We start from the raw sequence: 16,710 nt of genomic DNA, 5'->3' as shown, positions 1-16,710 counted from the left end.
CTGAGGAGTAAGCACTAGAGTATGCGCGCGCAAAACGGGCTTGAGCCGTTCGCACATCGTTGTCGCGTTTATTACGAGGACACCGATGCGGGCGGCATCGTGTATTACGTTAATTACCTCAAGTTTATGGAACGGGCTCGAACCGAGCGGCTACGGGAACTGGGCTTTGCCCAATCGCAGCTTGCCGGAGGGGACCTGTTGTTCGTCGTGCATTCCAGCGAAGCGCGCTACCACGCGCCGGCGCGACTGGATGACGAACTGCTGGTAAGCGCTGATGTAATCGAATTGAACCGTGCCAGCCTGCGCTTCAAGCAGCAGGTCAGGCGGGCCACGGATAATGTGCTGCTCTGCGAAGGGCAGTTTTTGGTGGCCTGCGTGCGCACCGACAGTTTGAAACCCCGGGCCCTTCCCGAAGACCTGCGTGCGGCCTTCGCCGACGCGGTCGGCCCGGGTACACACTCAAAGCAGGAGATAAAGCGTGGAAGCTAACGTCGTCGACCATTCCTCCATGTGGAGCCTGGTCAGCAATGCCAGCATCGTGGTGCAGTTGGTAATGTTGACCCTGGTGGCCGCATCGGTGACCTCATGGATCATGATCTTTCAGCGCAGCAATTTGCTGCGTGCCGGTCGACGCGCCCTGGAGAGCTTCGAAGAGCGCTTCTGGTCGGGTATCGACCTGTCGAAACTGTACCGTCAGGCCGGCAGCAACCCTGATCCGGATTCGGGCGTGGAGCAGATCTTCCGTGCCGGCTTCAAGGAGTTCTCCCGTCTGCGTCAGCAGCCAGGGGTCGATCCAGAAGCCGTGATGGAAGGTGTCGCCCGTGCCATGCGCGTGGCCATCTCGCGCGAAGAAGAGAAACTCGAGCAGAGCCTGCCGTTCCTCGCCACCGTCGGTTCGGTCAGCCCGTACATCGGTCTGTTCGGTACCGTGTGGGGGATCATGAACTCCTTCCGCGGTCTGGCCAGCGCTCAGCAAGCGACCCTCGCCACCGTTGCTCCGGGTATCGCCGAAGCCCTGATCGCCACCGCGATCGGCCTGTTCGCTGCGATCCCGGCGGTCATCGCTTACAACCGTTTTGCTGCGCGCAGCGAAACCTTGCTGGGCCGCTACTACACCTTCGCCGATGAATTCCAGGCGATCCTGCACCGCAAAGTGCACACCAGCGAAGAATAAGCAGGTATTTCCCGATGGCTTTAATCGCTCGAGCCCGCAAAAAGCGCAAGCCGGTCGCCGAGATGAACGTGGTGCCCTACATCGACGTGATGTTGGTGCTGCTGGTCATCTTCATGGTGACCGCGCCGATGCTCAATCAGGGCGTGAAAGTTGATCTGCCCAAGGTTTCCAGCGAAGCCTTGCCGCAAGACAACAACACCCAGGTCCTGACCATTTCGATCAAGGCTGACAAGACCTACTACTGGAACCTTGGCAGCGAAGTCGACACCGAGAAGCAACAGGACAGGGCCATGACCCTGCCGCAAATGACCGACGCGGTGACCAAGATCATCCGCGCCGGCACCGAGGGCGGCAAACGCACCCAGGTGTTCATTCGTGGCGACAAGACTGTCGACTACGGCGCCGTCATGGGTGCCATGGGCGGGTTGCAGAAAGCCGGGGTCGGTAACGTTGGTCTGATTACCGAGGCCCCCTGATGCAGCAACAGCGAGAGCCGTCCGCCTCGGAAAGCTACTTCTGGCCTAGTGTTCTGGCAATCGTCCTGCACGTGCTGGTGTTCGGCATGCTGTTCGTCAGTTTTGCCTTCACGCCCGAACTGCCGCCGGCCAAGCCGATCGTCCAGGCGACTCTGTACCAGCTGAAATCGAAAAGTCAGGCGACCACCCAGACCAATCAGAAGATTGCGGGTGAGGCGAAGAAATCCGCCGCGCGCCAGACCGAAGTCGAGCAGATGGAGCAGAAAAAGATCGAACAGGAAGCGGTGAAGGCGGCGGAACAAAAGAAAGAGGAGGCTGCTCAAAAGGCCGAGGAAGCCAAGAAGGCCGACGAGGCGAAAAAAGCGGACGAAGCGAAAAAGGCTGATGAAGCCAAGAAAGCCGACGACGCGAAGAAAGCCGAAGCGAAAAAGGCCGAAGAGAAACAATTGGCTGATATAGCCAAGAAGAAGGCCGAAGACGAAGCGAAGAAGGCTGCTGAGGAAGAGGCGAAGAAAGCCGCTGCCGAAGAAGCCAAGAAAAAGATCGTCGAAGACGCGAAGAAGAAAGCCGCCGAAGACGCCAAGAAGAAAGCTGAAGCTGAAGAGGCGAAAAAGAAAGTCGCCGAAGACGCGAAGAAGAAAGCTGCTGCCGACGCTGCGAAGAAGAAAGCGCAGGAAGCGGCACGCAAATCCGCCGAAGACAAAAAGGCTCAGGCCCTGGCAGATCTGCTTTCCGACACGCCGCAGCGCCAGCAGGCCCTGGCCGATGAGCAAGGTGACGAAGTAGCCGGCAGTTTCGATGATCTGATTCGCGCTCGCGCAGCAGAGGGCTGGGCTCGTCCTCCTTCGGCGCGCAAAGGCATGACGGTCGTGCTGCAAATTGGCATGTTGCCGGACGGTACCGTGACTTCGGTCACCGTATCCAAGTCCAGTGGTGACGGTCCGTTCGATGCTTCGGCAGTCGCAGCAGTGAAGAATATTGGACGTTTGACAGAAATGCAGGGAATGAAGCCGAGCGATTTCGCTCCGTATCGTTCATTCAAGATGACATTCACACCTGAGGATCTAGCCTTGTGAGAAACCTTCTTCGAGGAATGCTGGTCGTGATCTGCTGCATGGCAGGGATCGCGGCGGCAGATGAAAAGAACATTCTGGTCACCAGCGGCAGCGATCGGGCTACTCCGATCGCCGTCGTACCGTTCGGCATGCAGGGCGGCGCCGTGCTGCCAGACGACATGGCTGAAATCATTGGCAACGACTTGCGCAACTCGGGCTACTACTCGCCGATTCCGAAAGCCAACATGATCAGCCAGCCAAGCCAGCCGAGCGAAATCATCTTCCGTGACTGGAAGGCGGTAGGTGCTCAATACATGATGGTCGGCAGCATCGCCCCGGCGGGCGGTCGCCTGCAGGTGCAGTGGGCACTGTTCAACGTCGCTACCGAACAGAAAGTGGCTGACGGCAGTGTTTCCGGCACGACCGACCAGATCCGTGATATGGCGCACTTCATTTCCGATCAGTCGTTCCAGAAACTGACCGGTATCGACGGCGCGTTCTCGACACGTCTGCTGTACGTGACGGCCGAGCGTTTCTCCGAGAAGAACACGCGCTACACCCTGCAGCGTTCCGACTATGACGGCGCCCGCGCAGTGACTCTGCTGCAATCGCGCGAGCCGATTCTGTCGCCACGTTTTGCACCGGACGGCAAGCGTATCGCCTACGTATCGTTCGAGCAGAAGCGTCCGCGCATCTTCATGCAGAACATCGACACCGGTCGCCGTGAGCAGATCACCAACTTCGAAGGCCTCAACGGCGCGCCAGCCTGGTCGCCGGATGGCAATCGCCTGGCGTTCGTGCTGTCCAAAGACGGTAACCCGGACATCTACGTGATGAACCTCGGTTCGCGTCAGATCACCCGTGTGACGTCCGGCCCAGGCATCAACACCGAGCCGTTCTGGGGCAAGGATGGTTCGACCATCTACTTCACCTCGGACCGTGGCGGCAAGCCGCAGATCTACAAAACCAGCGCCAGTGGCGGTGGTGCCGAGCGTGTGACGTTCGTTGGCAACTACAACGCCAACCCGAAACTGTCGGCTGATGAAAAGACTTTGGTGATGATTCATCGTCAGGATGGCTTCACCAATTTCAAGGTGGCAGCTCAGGATCTGCAGCGGGGTAGTGTAAAGATCCTCACTGATAGCACTCTGGACGAGTCACCTACTGTTGCGCCCAACGGCACCATGGTAATCTACGCCACCCGCCAACAGGGCCGGGGAGTCTTGATGCTCGTGTCCATTAATGGGCGCGTGAGGCTCCCGCTTCCTACCGCTCAAGGCGAAGTCAGAGAACCGTCCTGGTCCCCTTACCTGAAGTGAGCGGGCGCTACACGTTTTACTTAACACACTGGGGTTCATTAGGAGTTTCACGATGGAAATGCTGAAGTTTGGTAAATTTGCTGCGCTGGCTCTGGCCATGGCTGTAGCTGTAGGTTGCTCGTCCAAAGGCGGCGACAACGCCGGTGAAGGCGCTGTTGATCCAAACGCTGGTTACGGCGCAAACACTGGTGCCGTTGACGGTTCCCTGAGCGAAGAAGCTGCTCTGCGCGCAATCACCACCTTCTACTTCGAATACGACAGCTCGGACCTGAAGCCAGAAGCCATGCGCGCTCTGGACGTTCACGCCAAAGACCTGAAAGCAAACGGCGCTCGCGTTGTTCTGGAAGGCAACACCGACGAACGTGGTACTCGTGAGTACAACATGGCACTGGGCGAGCGTCGTGCGAAAGCCGTTCAGCGCTACCTGGTACTGCAAGGTGTTTCCCCAGCTCAGCTGGAACTGGTTTCCTACGGCGAAGAGCGTCCAGTTGCTACCGGCAACGACGAGCAGTCCTGGGCCCAGAACCGTCGCGTCGAACTGCGTAAGTAATTCGATATGCGAACGTGCCGTCGTGCTGTAACTGTTCTGGCTCTCAGCCTCGCGCCGCTTGCGGCGTGGGCTGCGGTTCCTGTGGTCGATGACAACTCCGGTTATAACAATAGCGGGAGCAGTTATCCGCCTGCGGGTTACGGTACGAACGGCGCCTATGCCGGGGGAGCGGCTTCGGCCCCTGCCTCGGCACAAGGCATGCTGTTCAACCAATTGCAACAGATGCAGGATCAGATCTCGCGCCAACAGGGCGTGATCGAAGAACTGCAGAATCAGGTTGCGCGCATGAAGCAGGAATCCCTGGAGCGATACCAGGATCTTGATCGGCGCATAGGATCCGGCGTTGCACCAGCCGCGACTCCCGAGAATTCTTCTGCCGGTGGCGATGCAAGTGCTGCTGCCGGTGCTGCCGCAGGCGCGGGTGCTGCTGCGGCAGCCCAGGCCCCTGCCGCGGGTAGCGAACCGGCTGATCCGGCGAAAGAAAAGCTGTATTACGATGCCGCTTTCGACCTGATCAAAGCCAAGGATTTCGACAAGGCCAGCCAGGCCTTTGCCGCTTTCCTGCGCAAATACCCCAACAGCCAATACGCGGGCAATGCCCAGTACTGGTTGGGCGAAGTCAACCTGGCCAAGGGCGATCTGCAAGGTGCAGGTCAGGCTTTCGCCAAGGTTTCGCAGCTGTATCCCAAGCACAACAAGGTGCCGGATTCGCTGTACAAACTGGCTGACGTAGAGCGTCGCCTTGGTCACACCGACAAGGTCAAAGGCATTCTGCAGCAGGTGGTGTCCCAATATCCGGGCACTTCCGCCGCGCAGTTGGCCCAGCGCGATCTGCAGCGCATGTAAGCCTGTTTATCCGTGTTTGAAGAAACCCGCGCTTGTCGCGGGTTTTTTCGTTAGAATTCACGCCCTTTTTCTGAAACACGCTTCTTGTGGTCTACGCGTTGGCGGGATTGCCTGAAGTGCCTGACGGAGGCGGACAGCCTGTTTAGCTGTTACGCCCGTGGCGACTATGCAAGACACATTGAGAATCACCGAAGTTTTCTACTCGTTGCAGGGGGAAACTCGGACTGCCGGGCTGCCCACGGTTTTCGTGCGCCTGACCGGTTGCCCGTTGCGTTGCCAGTACTGCGACAGCGCTTATGCGTTCAGCGGCGGCACCGTCCGCACCCTCGACGACATTCTTGAGCAAGTGGCCGGATATCGTCCGCGCTACGTCTGTGTCACCGGCGGTGAGCCGTTGGCCCAGCCGAACGCCATTCCTTTGCTTGAACGCTTGTGTGATGCCGGTTACGAGGTGTCGCTGGAAACCAGCGGCGCCCTTGACGTATCCGCTGTCGATCCGCGTGTCAGTCGCGTAGTCGATCTGAAAACGCCAGGATCGAAAGAAGCCCATCGCAATCGTTACGAGAACATCGAGCTGCTGACCCGCAACGATCAGGTGAAGTTTGTCATCTGTTCGCGGGAAGACTATGACTGGGCGGTATCGAAACTGATCCAGTACGGGCTTGATCGACGTGCGGGTGAAGTGCTGTTCTCCCCAAGTCATCATGACCTCAATGCCAGGGATCTGGCGGATTGGGTGGTGGCAGACAACCTGCCAGTGCGGCTGCAACTGCAGTTGCATAAATATCTATGGAATGATGAGCCGGGGCGCTGAGATGATTGAACAACTGAACACTACCGAAAAACGTGCCGTTATCCTGCTTTCGGGCGGCCTCGACTCGGCCACCGTCGTGGCGATGGCACGCGCCGAAGGCTACGCCTGCTACACCATGAGCTTCGATTACGGCCAGCGCTCGCATGCCGAATTGCACGCCGCCGCCCGCGTTGCTCGCGATCTGGGTGTGGTCGAGCACAAGGTCATTGGCCTGAACCTCAATGGCATGGGCGGCTCGGCGCTGACCGACACCAGCATCGACATTCCGGAAGAGCTGGGCGAAGGCATTCCGGTGACTTACGTGCCGGCGCGCAACACGGTGTTCCTGTCGTTGGCACTGGGTTGGGCCGAAGTGCTCGGCGCCCGCGATATCTTTATCGGCGTCAACGCGGTGGATTATTCCGGTTACCCGGATTGCCGTCCTGAATTCATCGAGTCGTTTGAGCGCATGGCCAATCTGGCGACCAAGGCTGGCGTGGAAGGCAATGGCTTCCGCATCCAGGCTCCGCTGCAGAACCTGAGCAAGGCGCAGATCGTCCAGGCGGGCGTGAAGCTCGGCGTTGATTACGGGCTGACCGTTTCCTGCTATCAGGCCGACGATGACGGCCGCGCCTGCGGCAAATGCGACAGCTGCCGCCTGCGTGCAGAAGGCTTCGCGGCAGCTGGTGTGGACGATCCAACCCCTTATTTTTGATTTTTTCAAAAAAGGTGTTGAATAGTCCTTAAAAATCAGTATTATACGCGCCACCACACAGCGGGTCGTTAGCTCAGTTGGTAGAGCAGTTGGCTTTTAACCAATTGGTCGTAGGTTCGAATCCCACACGACCCACCATATTTGGCGGTTTAGAAAATCCGGAAGGCCCACGAAAGTGAGGATTTCCGGGTTTTTTTTTGCCTGCAATTCGGGCGTTCGATGTTTCAGTAAGACCCGACCTGACACAGGTCAGAATCATCTTTTGTATCAACGGGATATTCTGTAGCCTTGCGCAGCTTCAACGCTGTCCCGTGCCTGATGATACTCACTCTCCCGGCGGTACCCTCTAGCGGTCCGGAGCCGGGTGTATACTCGACTTTCGCGCGAATGCGCCTGCAGGTCTTGCGAACATGACGCAGATTTCCGAACGCCTTCTGGTTCAAGCCCACCTCGACGCCAAACAGCCGAAACCGCTGACGGCAGAAGAGGAGGCTTATTACCGTTCCGCCATCGCCGCCGAGCTCAAGGCTCAGGACGCGGTGCTGGTTGCCCACTTTTATTGCGATCCGGTGATTCAGGCCCTGGCCGAAGAAACCGGCGGCTGTGTTTCCGACTCCCTTGAAATGGCCCGCTTCGGCAACGCGCACCCGGCCAAGACCGTGGTGGTCGCCGGCGTCAAGTTCATGGGCGAGACGGCAAAGATTCTCAACCCGGAAAAACGCGTGCTGATGCCGACCCTGGAGGCGACCTGCTCGCTGGACCTGGGTTGCCCGGTCGATGAGTTCTCGGCGTTCTGCGACCAGCACCCGGAACGTACCGTGGTGGTGTATGCCAACACTTCCGCCGCCGTGAAGGCTCGGGCTGACTGGGTGGTGACTTCGAGCTGCGCACTGGAGATCGTCGAAAGCCTGATGGACAACGGCGAGACGATTATCTGGGGTCCGGACAAGCACCTGGGCACTTACATTCAGCGCAAGACCGGCGCCGATATGCTGCTTTGGGACGGTGCCTGCATCGTTCACGAAGAGTTCAAGTCCAAGCAGCTCGAAGACATGAAAGCGCTGTATCCGGACGCGGCGATTCTGGTGCATCCGGAATCGCCAACTTCGGTGATCGAACTGGCGGATGCCGTCGGTTCCACCAGTCAGTTGATTGCTGCCGCGCAAAGCCTGCCGAACAAGACCCTGATCGTCGCCACCGACCGTGGCATCTTCTACAAGATGCAGCAGCTGTGCCCGGACAAGGTCTTCATCGAAGCGCCTACCGCCGGTAACGGCGCGGCGTGCCGCAGTTGCGCGCATTGCCCATGGATGGCCATGAACACCCTGGAGCGCACGCTCAAGAGCTTGAAGGAAGGCACCAACGAGATCTTTGTCGATCCGGCGCTGATTCCCCAGGCGATCCGCCCGTTGAAGCGCATGCTCGACTTCACCCAGGCAGCGCGGATGAAGCTGGCCGGTAACGCCTGACTACCCCTTGTAGGAGTGAGCCCTGTGGTGAGGGAATTTATCCCCGTTCGGCTGCGTAGCGGTCGTTAAGCAGCGCACGCGGCGTGTCTGATACACCGTGGTGGTTGATTTTGGGGCGGCTTCGCCACCCAACGGGGATAAATCCCCTCGCCACAGGGTGGACTCCTGAGTATGGAAATTATTTGTTCTTCTTTGGAATTCGCACCACGCGCGTATCCGAATAGATGTCATGCCAGGTGCGCTTGTGCTTGTCGAACAGCGACCAGAAGAACCCCAGCCCGACACACAGCCACGACGCGATCGACACCATAAAGCGCAACAGCGCCTGCCACAGGCTGATGGCCGTGCCGTTGGCGTTCTGCACGCGGATGCCCCACACCTGCATGCCCAGTGTCTGCCCGCCATGGGTCCAGAACTTGGCGAAGAAGCCGAACAATACCAACAGCAGCACCGTGGAATACAGCGGATCACCATCGAGCTGGCCGGCGTCGGTCATCACCCGCAGCCGTTCTTCGCCAATGATCGCGGCCTGGATCAACTTATAGATGAAGCCGGTGACGATCAGCAGGGCGGTGCACAGCAGGAAGTCGTAGAACATTGCCGCCAGACGACGACCGAGAGCAACGGGAGGAAAGTCCCCTTGCGGCGTGAGCAGGTGTTTCGACATGGCAGCCTCGGGACGCGAATGGAAGCGCCATTTTACGGATTGGCGCGCACAAAAAAGCCCCTGATATCAATATCAGGGGCTTTTTCGTATCAGAAGATCAGGCTTCTGCTTGTACTTCGTCAGCCTGCATGCCTTTCTGGCCTTGCACAGCAACGAAAGTCACTTTCTGGCCTTCTTTCAGGCTTTTGAAGCCGTTGCCCTGAATGGCGCGGAAATGTACGAACAGATCCGGACCGCTTTCTGGAGTGATAAAACCAAAACCTTTCTCGTCGTTAAACCACTTGACGGTACCGCTCTGACGTGTGGACATTTCTTATTTCCTTTGACGCATAAATTGATGACAGCCCCTTTCACATGAAAGAGTACTGGAGCTGGTTGCAAGGAGTAAGAAGACGTCGAGCGGGATGTAGCTAACTTGTAGGCTACTGCCCAGGTCACGATTCCAAGCTGACCCATGCAAACACAGTGGACAAACTCTACGCCAACTACGGGAGAAAAAACAAGCCCTGCGAAGGCCCCGGTTTTACTGCTCTTCGTGGCAGTTCGTCAGCACACTAGTTCAGTCTTAGACGATTGTCTGGTTCTATTTTCAGCAAACGTTATAAGCAACGTTCATATTCGAAACGGATGTTAAAAAACGCACTGTTTTATGGCGATTGCGTTACACATTAGTGCACGTATAACGCAATCGCGTTACTTATAGAAACAGTCGATCAACCGCGATAGTAGCGTTGTGCAACAAATGGCATTTTGCTTACAAGCATTTGCACCTTTTTCCCACGGACGATGGCCCACACAGGTGTATCGAGCGCGACGTAAGCGCTGTCAAGGTAACCCATCGCCAATGGCCCGCCCAAGGTCGGACCGAAGCCGCCGCTGCAGACGCTGCCGATGATCTCGCCGGCCTCGTTGACGATTTCTGCGCCTTCACGCACCGGGGTGCGCTCCTGTGGCAGCAGGCCGACGCGTTTGCGTGCGACGCCATTTTGTTGCTGCGCGAAAATTTGCTCGGCGCCCGGGAAACCGCCGGCCCGCGCGCCGTCAGGGCGGCGTGGCTTGGAGATCGCCCAGAGCAGGCTGGCTTCAATTGGTGTGGTCTCGGTGTTCATGTCATGGCCGTACAGGCACAGGCCGGCTTCCAGACGCAGCGAGTCACGGGCGCCGAGGCCGATGGCCTGGACCTCTGGTTCGGCAAGCAGGGCGCGGGCGAGTTTTTCCGCTTCGGCGGCCGGGACGGAGATCTCGAACCCGTCTTCACCGGTGTAGCCCGAACGGCTGACAAAGCAGTCCACGCCGAGCAATGACACACGCTTGAACTGCATGAAAGTCATCTTCGCCACGTCCGGCGCAAGACGCGCCAGCACAGTGACGGCTGCCGGACCTTGCAGGGCGAGCAGGGCGCGCTCTTCGAACAGCGCCGTAATGGTGCACTGATCGCCGATGTGTTTTTGCAGATGCGCGAGATCCTGATCCTTGCACGCGGCGTTGACCACCAGGAACAACTCGTCGTTACCGAGGTTGGCAACCATCAGGTCATCGAGGATGCCGCCGCTTTCGTTGGTGAACATCGCGTAACGCTGCATGCCCACCGGCAGGTCGATGATGTCCACCGGCACCAGGGTTTCCAGGGCTTTGGCCGCATTGGCGCCGGTCAGACGAATCTGGCCCATGTGCGAGACGTCGAACAACCCGGCTTGCTCACGGGTGTGCTGGTGTTCTTTCATCACGCCGAGCGGGTATTGCACGGGCATGTCGTAGCCGGCGAACGGCACCATGCGCGCGCCGAGTTCGAGGTGCAGTGCGTGTAGCGGGGTTTTCGACAGGTGTTCGGTGGTCATGCGTGGCTCCTTTGAATTTGGGTTGCGGGTGAGAGGCAAGATCAAGAGCCCCTCACCCCAGACCTCTCCCGGAGGGAGAGGGAGCTAGTTACGTTTGGCTGAGTTCGTAATCAGCATTCGATAATGTTGACCGCCAGGCCGCCGCGGGCGGTTTCCTTGTATTTGCTTTTCATGTCGGCGCCGGTCTGGCGCATGGTGCGGATGACTTTGTCGAGGGAGACGAAATGCTGACCGTCGCCACGCATGGCCATGCGCACCGCGTTGATGGCTTTCACCGAGCCCATCGCGTTGCGCTCGATGCACGGCACCTGCACCAGGCCGCCGATCGGGTCGCAGGTCAGGCCGAGGTTGTGTTCCATGCCGATTTCCGCGGCGTTTTCGACTTGCTGCACGCTGCCGCCGAGCACTTCGCACAAGGCGCCGGCCGCCATTGAACAGGCCACACCGACTTCACCCTGACAACCGACTTCGGCGCCGGAGATCGAAGCGTTTTCCTTATAAAGAATGCCGATTGCGGCAGCGGTCAGCAGAAAGCGCACGACGCCGTCGTCATTCGCCCCGGGAATAAAGCGCATGTAGTAATGCAGCACCGCCGGAATGATGCCCGCCGCGCCGTTGGTGGGAGCGGTGACCACGCGCCCGCCGTTGGCGTTTTCTTCGTTGACCGCCAGTGCATAAAGATTGACCCAGTCGAGCACCGACAGCGGATCGCGCAGCGCCGATTCCGGGTTCTTGCACAGCTGCCGATGCAGCGCCGCCGCCCGGCGCTTGACCTTCAAACCGCCCGGCAAAATCCCCTCGTTTCGGCAGCCGGCAGCAACGCAGTCCTGCATCACCTGCCATATTTTCAGCAGGCCGGCACGGGTTTCGGCTTCCGGGCGCCAGGCGCTCTCGTTGGTCAGCATCACCTGGCTGATCGACAGCCCATAGGTGGCGCAATGACCGAGCAAATCCTTGGCACTTTTGAACGGGAAGGTCAGCGGCGTGGCGTCTTCGACGATGCGATCGGCGCCGGCAGCATCTTCATCGACAACGAAACCACCGCCGACCGAGTAGTACTCGCGACTGCGGATCTGAATCCCCGCCGCATCGAAGGCGCGAAAGATCATGCCGTTGGGGTGGTAGGCCAACGGTTTGCGGATCATCGCCAGGTGTTCTTTCTCGTTGAACGCGATGCTGTGTTCACCGAGCAGATTCAGTCGGCCATTGCCGCGAATCTCTTGCAGCCTCGCGGCGACGGTTTCGGTGTCGACAGTGTCCGGGTGTTCGCCTTCGAGGCCGAGCAGCACGGCTTTGTCGCTGCCGTGACCTTTACCGGTAGCGCCGAGCGAACCGTACAGCTCGACGCGCACGCTGGCGGTGCTGGTCAGCAGGTTTTCACGGCGCAAGCCCTCGGCGAAGCGCGCAGCCGCGCGCATCGGGCCGACGGTGTGGGAACTGGAGGGACCAATGCCAATCTTGAACAGGTCGAACACGCTTAACGACATGAGTGGTTCTCCGGTTTCTTGTTATAGGGATTGGCGCAGTTTTTGAAATCGGTGCAGATCCCTCGTGGGAGCGAGCCTGCTCGCGAAAGCGTCGGATCAGCCACCATTTACGTTGACTGAAATGGCGCCTTCGCGAGCAGGCTCGCTCCCACAGGGGGATCTAGGGTGTTGCTGAAATCGGGGCCGATATTCAGCCCCTCATTCCATTAAGCGTAGCTTTCGATCGACGGGCAGGCGCACACCAGGTTGCGATCGCCGAAGACGTTGTCGACGCGGCCGACCGGCGGCCAATATTTGCCTTCGATCAGCGACGCGACCGGGTACACCGCTTGCTCGCGGCTGTACGGGTGGTTCCATTCGCCAACCAGTTCCGCTGCGGTGTGCGGGGCGTTTTTCAGCGGGTTGTCTTCCTTGTCCAGGGTGCCGTTTTCCACTGCGCGGATTTCTTCGCGGATGCGGATCATCGCGTCGCAGAAGCGATCGAGTTCTTCCTTGGACTCGCTTTCGGTCGGCTCGATCATCAGCGTGCCAGCGACCGGGAACGACATGGTCGGCGCGTGGAAACCAAAATCGATCAGGCGTTTGGCGACGTCATCGACGCTGATGCCGCTGCTGTCTTTCAACGGACGCAGATCGAGGATGCACTCGTGCGCAACCAGACCATTGCTGCCCGAATACAGCACGGGGTAGTGCTCCTCAAGGCGACGGGCAATGTAGTTGGCGTTAAGGATCGCCAGTTGCGAAGCGCGCTTCAGACCAGCGCCGCCCATCATGCGGATGTACATCCAGGTGATCGGCAGAATGCTCGCGCTGCCGAACGGTGCCGCACAGACCGCGCCTTCCTTGCGTTCCATCTGGCCGTGGCCGGGCAGGAACGGGGTCAGGTGCGATTTGACGCCGATCGGGCCGACGCCCGGGCCGCCACCGCCGTGGGGGATGCAGAAGGTTTTGTGCAGGTTCAGGTGCGAAACGTCGCCGCCGAACTTGCCCGGTGCGCAGAGGCCGACCATGGCGTTCATGTTGGCGCCGTCGATATACACCTGGCCGCCGTTGTCGTGAATGATCGCGCAGATCTCGCGGATGCCTTCTTCGAACACGCCGTGGGTCGACGGGTAGGTGATCATCAGCGCGGCGAGGTGTTCGCGGTGCTCGATGGCCTTGGCGCGCAGGTCTTCAATGTCGACGTTGCCACGGGCATCGCATGCGGTGACGACTACGCGCATACCGGCCATTTGTGCGGTGGCCGGGTTGGTGCCGTGGGCCGACGACGGAATCAGGCAGATGTCGCGGCGCTCATCGCCACGGCTCTGGTGGTAGGCGCGGATCGCCAGGAGACCTGCGTATTCACCTTGTGAGCCGGCGTTCGGTTGCAGCGAGATCGAGTCGTAACCGGTGGCGGCGCAGAGCATCGCTTCCAGCTCATCGGTCAGTTGCTGGTAACCGGCGCTTTGTGCGGCCGGGGCGAACGGGTGCAAGGCACCGAATTCGGCCCAGGTCACCGGAATCATTTCGCTGGCGGCGTTGAGTTTCATGGTGCACGAGCCCAGCGGGATCATCGTGCGATCCAGCGCCAGGTCCTTGTCCGCCAGTTTGCGCAGGTAGCGCATCAGCTCGGTTTCCGAGTGATAACGGTTGAACACCGGGTGGCTGAGGATCGGCGACTGGCGCACCAGCGCAGCAGGAATGGTGCTCTGCACCGAGGCGGCCAGCGCAGCGAAGTCCGGCACGGTCTTGCCGTCGGCGAACAGGCCCCACAGGGTTTCGATATCAGCCTGAGTGGTGGTTTCGTCGACCGACAGGCCCAGACGCTGAGCGTCGATCACGCGCAGGTTGATCTGCGCAGCGTGCGCCTTGTCGTGCAGCGCGGCGGTTTGTTCGCCGGTGGCGACGGTCAGGGTGTCGAAGAAGTTTGCCTGCTCGACTTGAGCGCCCAGCGCGGTCAGGCCCTTGGCCAGAATCGCGGTCAGGTGATGCACGCGGTTGGCGATCTGGGTCAGGCCTTTCGGGCCGTGGTAGACGGCGTACATGCTGGCGATGTTGGCCAGCAGCACTTGCGCAGTGCAGATGTTCGACGTGGCCTTCTCGCGGCGGATGTGTTGCTCGCGGGTCTGCATCGCCAGACGCAGGGCCGGCTTGCCGAAACGGTCAACCGAGACACCCACCAGACGGCCCGGCATGTCGCGCTTGAACGCATCTTTGGTGGAGAAGTAAGCGGCGTGCGGGCCACCGAAGCCCAGCGGCACGCCGAAGCGTTGCGCCGAACCGATGGCGACGTCGGCGCCGAATTCGCCCGGTGCGGTGAGCAGCGTCAGAGCCAGAAGATCAGCGGCCACGGCCACCAGAGCGTTGGCGGCGTGGAAGCGCTCGGTCAGCTCGCGGTAGTCGAACACATCACCGTTGCTCGCCGGGTATTGCAGCAGCGCGCCGAAGAACGGCGTGACGTCAGTCAGTTCGCGCTCATCGCCCACGACCACCTCAATACCCAGCGGTTCGGCACGGGTGCGCAGCACGTCGAGGGTCTGCGGATGGCTGTGGATCGAGGCGAAGAACTGGTGGCTGCCCTTGTTCTTGCTCAGGCGTTTGCAGAAGGTCATGGCTTCGGCAGCGGCGGTGGCTTCGTCGAGCAGGGAGGCGTTGGCGATCGGCAGGCCGGTAAGGTCGCTGATCATGGTCTGGAAGTTCAGCAGCGCTTCGAGACGGCCCTGGGAAATTTCTGGCTGGTACGGGGTGTAAGCGGTGTACCAGGCCGGGTTTTCCAGCAGGTTGCGCAGGATCGGCGACGGCGTGTGGCAGTTGTAGTAGCCCTGGCCGATGTAGGTTTTGAACAGTTGGTTTTTGCCAGCGATGGATTTGATCATCGCCAGGGCGTCGGCCTCGCTGAGGCCGTCGTCCATGCCGAGCACGCTGGTGCCCTTGATGCTTTCCGGGATGACGCTGGCGCTCAGGGCTTCGAGCGAGTCGAAGCCGAGGCTGTTGAGCATGGCTTGCTCGTCACCGGCGCGCGGGCCGATGTGACGGGCGATGAATTCGTTGGCGGTGCCGAGATTGATAGCGGTCATGGGGTAATTCCTCAGGCTTCGGCTTGGGCTTTGATCAGACGGTCGTAAGCGTCCTGATCGAGCAGTTTGCCGACAGCGGCGGCGTCGCTTGGCTGAAAGCGGAAGAACCAGCCTTCGCCCAGGGGATCTTCGTTGACCAGCTCAGGAGCGTCTTGCAGCGCCGGGTTGACTTCCAGCACGTCGCCATCGAGCGGCATGTACACGCCGCTGGCGGCTTTCACCGATTCCACGGTGGCGGCTTCAGCGCCTTTTTCGTAAGCCTGCAGCTCAGGCAGTTGCACGAACACCACGTCGCCCAAGGCGTTCTGCGCGAATGCGGTGATGCCGACAGTGACACTGCCGTCGGCTTCGGTGCGCAGCCATTCGTGATCTTCAGTAAAACGCAACTCGCTCATGGAAACTCCTCAGGGGCCAGACTCGTCTGGTGGACGCGGTGGAAAGCTTGGGGCGGGGAAGCCCTTAATAGATGAGGAGGCAGGTAGCAAGAATGCGGCCAAGGTTGATTTATCTAAATAAATCAATGGGTTGGCGTTTTTAGGTGATTGTCGGCAGGTCGCGCCTGTAGCGAAATCGCTACAGCGTGGGGCGAGGAGAAAAGCTGAACGGGATCAAAGCGTTGCGCAGCGCTGTTCACAGGCGGGTGTATCGATATCGTTCCGCTGTAGCGCTTTCGGTACAGGTGGAGGTCTTTTTGGACGGATTTCGAATCCGCCATAAATCCTGTGGGAGCGAGCCTGCTCGCGAATACGGTGTGTCAGGCGCCAGCTATTTTGCTGATAGACCGCTTTCGCGAGCAGGCTCGCTCCCACATGGGGAATTTCCTGCAATAGGGATGCGCGGTAGTCACGGTTTATTGGGAATGCCGTATTTGCGCAGGCGATGGGCAATTGCGGTATGGGAGGTCTGCAAGCGGCTCGCCAGTTGCCGGGTCGAGGGATAGCTGACGTAGAGCTTCTCGAGCAGCTCTCTTTCGAACGATTCGACCGCTTGCTCGAGGCTGTCGACGTCGGTATCGGCCTGGCGCGCCACTGAAGTGCCGGCGATGTCGAGGTCGCCGATATCGACCAGACTGCTCTCGCAAATCGCCGCTGCGCGGAAAATCACGTTCTGCAATTGCCGTACGTTGCCCGGCCAGCGATTGCCGAGCAGGGCGGGGTAAGTCCCCGGCGCCAGGCGGCAAACCGGGCGCTGGATTTGCGCGCAGGCCTGCTGCATGAAGTAGCGCGCCAGCAGCAGGATGTCCTGACCGCGTTCACGCAGCG

Annotated in this window: 17 protein-coding genes and 1 tRNA gene; 11 read left to right on the top strand and 7 right to left on the bottom strand. The window is 59.7% G+C overall.

Translation table 11 applies throughout. From position 1 onward, the window contains the following. Positions 1–21: 21 nt before the first annotated feature. The 11 genes from ybgC to nadA all read left to right on the top strand — a co-directional run bounded on the left by ybgC (position 22) and on the right by nadA (position 8,397). Positions 22–489, top strand: coding sequence for a tol-pal system-associated acyl-CoA thioesterase (ybgC, locus tag D6877_RS23040; protein WP_130912235.1), 468 nt, complete (start codon positions 22–24; stop codon positions 487–489). Further along, a complete protein-coding gene (gene tolQ / locus D6877_RS23035; protein WP_008080223.1) occupies positions 479–1,174 on the top strand; it encodes a protein TolQ in 696 nt (231 codons plus the stop codon). Before ybgC ends, tolQ begins: the two co-directional genes overlap by 11 nt. Positions 1,175–1,197: 23 nt before the next feature. Beyond that, positions 1,198–1,650, top strand: a complete 453-nt coding sequence (gene tolR, locus D6877_RS23030; RefSeq protein WP_160767866.1) for a protein TolR — start codon at positions 1,198–1,200, stop codon at positions 1,648–1,650. Further along, a complete protein-coding gene (tolA, locus tag D6877_RS23025; RefSeq protein WP_130912234.1) occupies positions 1,650–2,726 on the top strand; it encodes a cell envelope integrity protein TolA in 1,077 nt (358 codons plus the stop codon). The genes tolR and tolA overlap by 1 nt, the downstream gene beginning before the upstream one ends. Positions 2,727–2,743: 17 nt before the next feature. After that, positions 2,744–4,024 (top strand): Tol-Pal system beta propeller repeat protein TolB, encoded by a 1,281-nt coding sequence (tolB, locus tag D6877_RS23020; RefSeq protein ID WP_178083739.1) that lies wholly within the window; start codon positions 2,744–2,746, stop codon positions 4,022–4,024. Between the two features lie 52 nt (positions 4,025–4,076). Beyond that, positions 4,077–4,574, top strand: coding sequence for a peptidoglycan-associated lipoprotein Pal (pal, locus tag D6877_RS23015; protein WP_003178634.1), 498 nt, complete (start codon positions 4,077–4,079; stop codon positions 4,572–4,574). Positions 4,575–4,580: 6 nt separating this feature from the next. Continuing rightward, complete coding sequence (ybgF, locus tag D6877_RS23010) at positions 4,581–5,420, top strand: tol-pal system protein YbgF (RefSeq protein ID WP_041479790.1); 840 nt, start codon at positions 4,581–4,583, stop codon at positions 5,418–5,420. 166 nt (positions 5,421–5,586) lie between these two features. Beyond that, on the top strand, positions 5,587–6,234 hold the full coding sequence (queE, locus tag D6877_RS23005; RefSeq protein ID WP_041479789.1) for a 7-carboxy-7-deazaguanine synthase QueE: 648 nt from the start codon (positions 5,587–5,589) through the stop codon (positions 6,232–6,234). 1 nt (position 6,235) lies between these two features. Continuing rightward, positions 6,236–6,928: a 7-cyano-7-deazaguanine synthase QueC gene (queC, locus tag D6877_RS23000; protein ID WP_071173362.1), complete on the top strand. Its 693-nt coding sequence runs from the start codon at positions 6,236–6,238 to the stop codon at positions 6,926–6,928. 62 nt (positions 6,929–6,990) lie between these two features. Next, positions 6,991–7,066, top strand: a tRNA-Lys gene (locus D6877_RS22995). Between the two features lie 272 nt (positions 7,067–7,338). Continuing rightward, complete coding sequence (gene nadA / locus D6877_RS22990; protein WP_016773509.1) at positions 7,339–8,397, top strand: quinolinate synthase NadA; 1,059 nt, start codon at positions 7,339–7,341, stop codon at positions 8,395–8,397. A 178-nt stretch (positions 8,398–8,575) separates the two neighbouring features. Here nadA and D6877_RS22980 read toward each other — a convergent pair whose 3' ends face one another. The 7 genes from D6877_RS22980 to D6877_RS22950 all read right to left on the bottom strand — a co-directional run. Then, positions 8,576–9,064, bottom strand: coding sequence for an RDD family protein (locus tag D6877_RS22980; protein ID WP_130912231.1), 489 nt, complete (start codon positions 9,062–9,064; stop codon positions 8,576–8,578). 97 nt (positions 9,065–9,161) lie between these two features. Next, complete coding sequence (locus D6877_RS22975; RefSeq protein WP_003227496.1) at positions 9,162–9,374, bottom strand: cold-shock protein; 213 nt, start codon at positions 9,372–9,374, stop codon at positions 9,162–9,164. Positions 9,375–9,777: 403 nt separating this feature from the next. Beyond that, positions 9,778–10,902 (bottom strand): glycine cleavage system aminomethyltransferase GcvT, encoded by a 1,125-nt coding sequence (gene gcvT / locus D6877_RS22970; protein WP_130912230.1) that lies wholly within the window; start codon positions 10,900–10,902, stop codon positions 9,778–9,780. A gap of 110 nt (positions 10,903–11,012) precedes the next feature. Continuing rightward, positions 11,013–12,389, bottom strand: a complete 1,377-nt coding sequence (locus D6877_RS22965) for an L-serine ammonia-lyase (protein WP_016773512.1) — start codon at positions 12,387–12,389, stop codon at positions 11,013–11,015. A gap of 206 nt (positions 12,390–12,595) precedes the next feature. After that, positions 12,596–15,448, bottom strand: coding sequence for an aminomethyl-transferring glycine dehydrogenase (gene gcvP / locus D6877_RS22960; protein WP_130912229.1), 2,853 nt, complete (start codon positions 15,446–15,448; stop codon positions 12,596–12,598). 11 nt (positions 15,449–15,459) lie between these two features. After that, positions 15,460–15,843, bottom strand: a complete 384-nt coding sequence (gcvH, locus tag D6877_RS22955; RefSeq protein ID WP_039758162.1) for a glycine cleavage system protein GcvH — start codon at positions 15,841–15,843, stop codon at positions 15,460–15,462. 448 nt (positions 15,844–16,291) lie between these two features. Continuing rightward, on the bottom strand, positions 16,292–16,710 hold a 419-nt coding region (locus tag D6877_RS22950; RefSeq protein ID WP_347233432.1), incomplete at its 5' end, for a TyrR/PhhR family helix-turn-helix DNA-binding protein.

The organism is Pseudomonas sp. Sample_9, assembly GCF_004307535.1.
GTDB lineage: Bacteria > Pseudomonadota > Gammaproteobacteria > Pseudomonadales > Pseudomonadaceae > Aquipseudomonas > Aquipseudomonas mercuritolerans.
Note: the sequence above shows the minus strand (reverse complement) of the source record. Positions and strands in the feature narration are given on the sequence as shown.

Bases quoted from the DNA above. Each gene is read 5' to 3' on its own strand.
- ybgC (WP_130912235.1), top strand. From the start codon at position 22: ATGCGCGCGCAAAACGGGCTTGAGCCGTTCGCACATCGTTGTCGCGTT.
- queC (WP_071173362.1), top strand. From the start codon at position 6,236: ATGATTGAACAACTGAACACTACCGAAAAACGTGCCGTTATCCTGCTT.
- tolB (WP_178083739.1), top strand. From the start codon at position 2,744: ATGCTGGTCGTGATCTGCTGCATGGCAGGGATCGCGGCGGCAGATGAA.
- tolA (WP_130912234.1), top strand. From the start codon at position 1,650: ATGCAGCAACAGCGAGAGCCGTCCGCCTCGGAAAGCTACTTCTGGCCT.
- ybgF (WP_041479790.1), top strand. From the start codon at position 4,581: ATGCGAACGTGCCGTCGTGCTGTAACTGTTCTGGCTCTCAGCCTCGCG.
- gcvT (WP_130912230.1), bottom strand. From the start codon at position 10,902: ATGACCACCGAACACCTGTCGAAAACCCCGCTACACGCACTGCACCTC.
- queE (WP_041479789.1), top strand. From the start codon at position 5,587: ATGCAAGACACATTGAGAATCACCGAAGTTTTCTACTCGTTGCAGGGG.
- gcvH (WP_039758162.1), bottom strand. From the start codon at position 15,843: ATGAGCGAGTTGCGTTTTACTGAAGATCACGAATGGCTGCGCACCGAA.
- nadA (WP_016773509.1), top strand. From the start codon at position 7,339: ATGACGCAGATTTCCGAACGCCTTCTGGTTCAAGCCCACCTCGACGCC.
- D6877_RS22980 (WP_130912231.1), bottom strand. From the start codon at position 9,064: ATGTCGAAACACCTGCTCACGCCGCAAGGGGACTTTCCTCCCGTTGCT.
- pal (WP_003178634.1), top strand. From the start codon at position 4,077: ATGGAAATGCTGAAGTTTGGTAAATTTGCTGCGCTGGCTCTGGCCATG.
- gcvP (WP_130912229.1), bottom strand. From the start codon at position 15,448: ATGACCGCTATCAATCTCGGCACCGCCAACGAATTCATCGCCCGTCAC.
- D6877_RS22965 (WP_016773512.1), bottom strand. From the start codon at position 12,389: ATGTCGTTAAGCGTGTTCGACCTGTTCAAGATTGGCATTGGTCCCTCC.
- D6877_RS22975 (WP_003227496.1), bottom strand. From the start codon at position 9,374: ATGTCCACACGTCAGAGCGGTACCGTCAAGTGGTTTAACGACGAGAAA.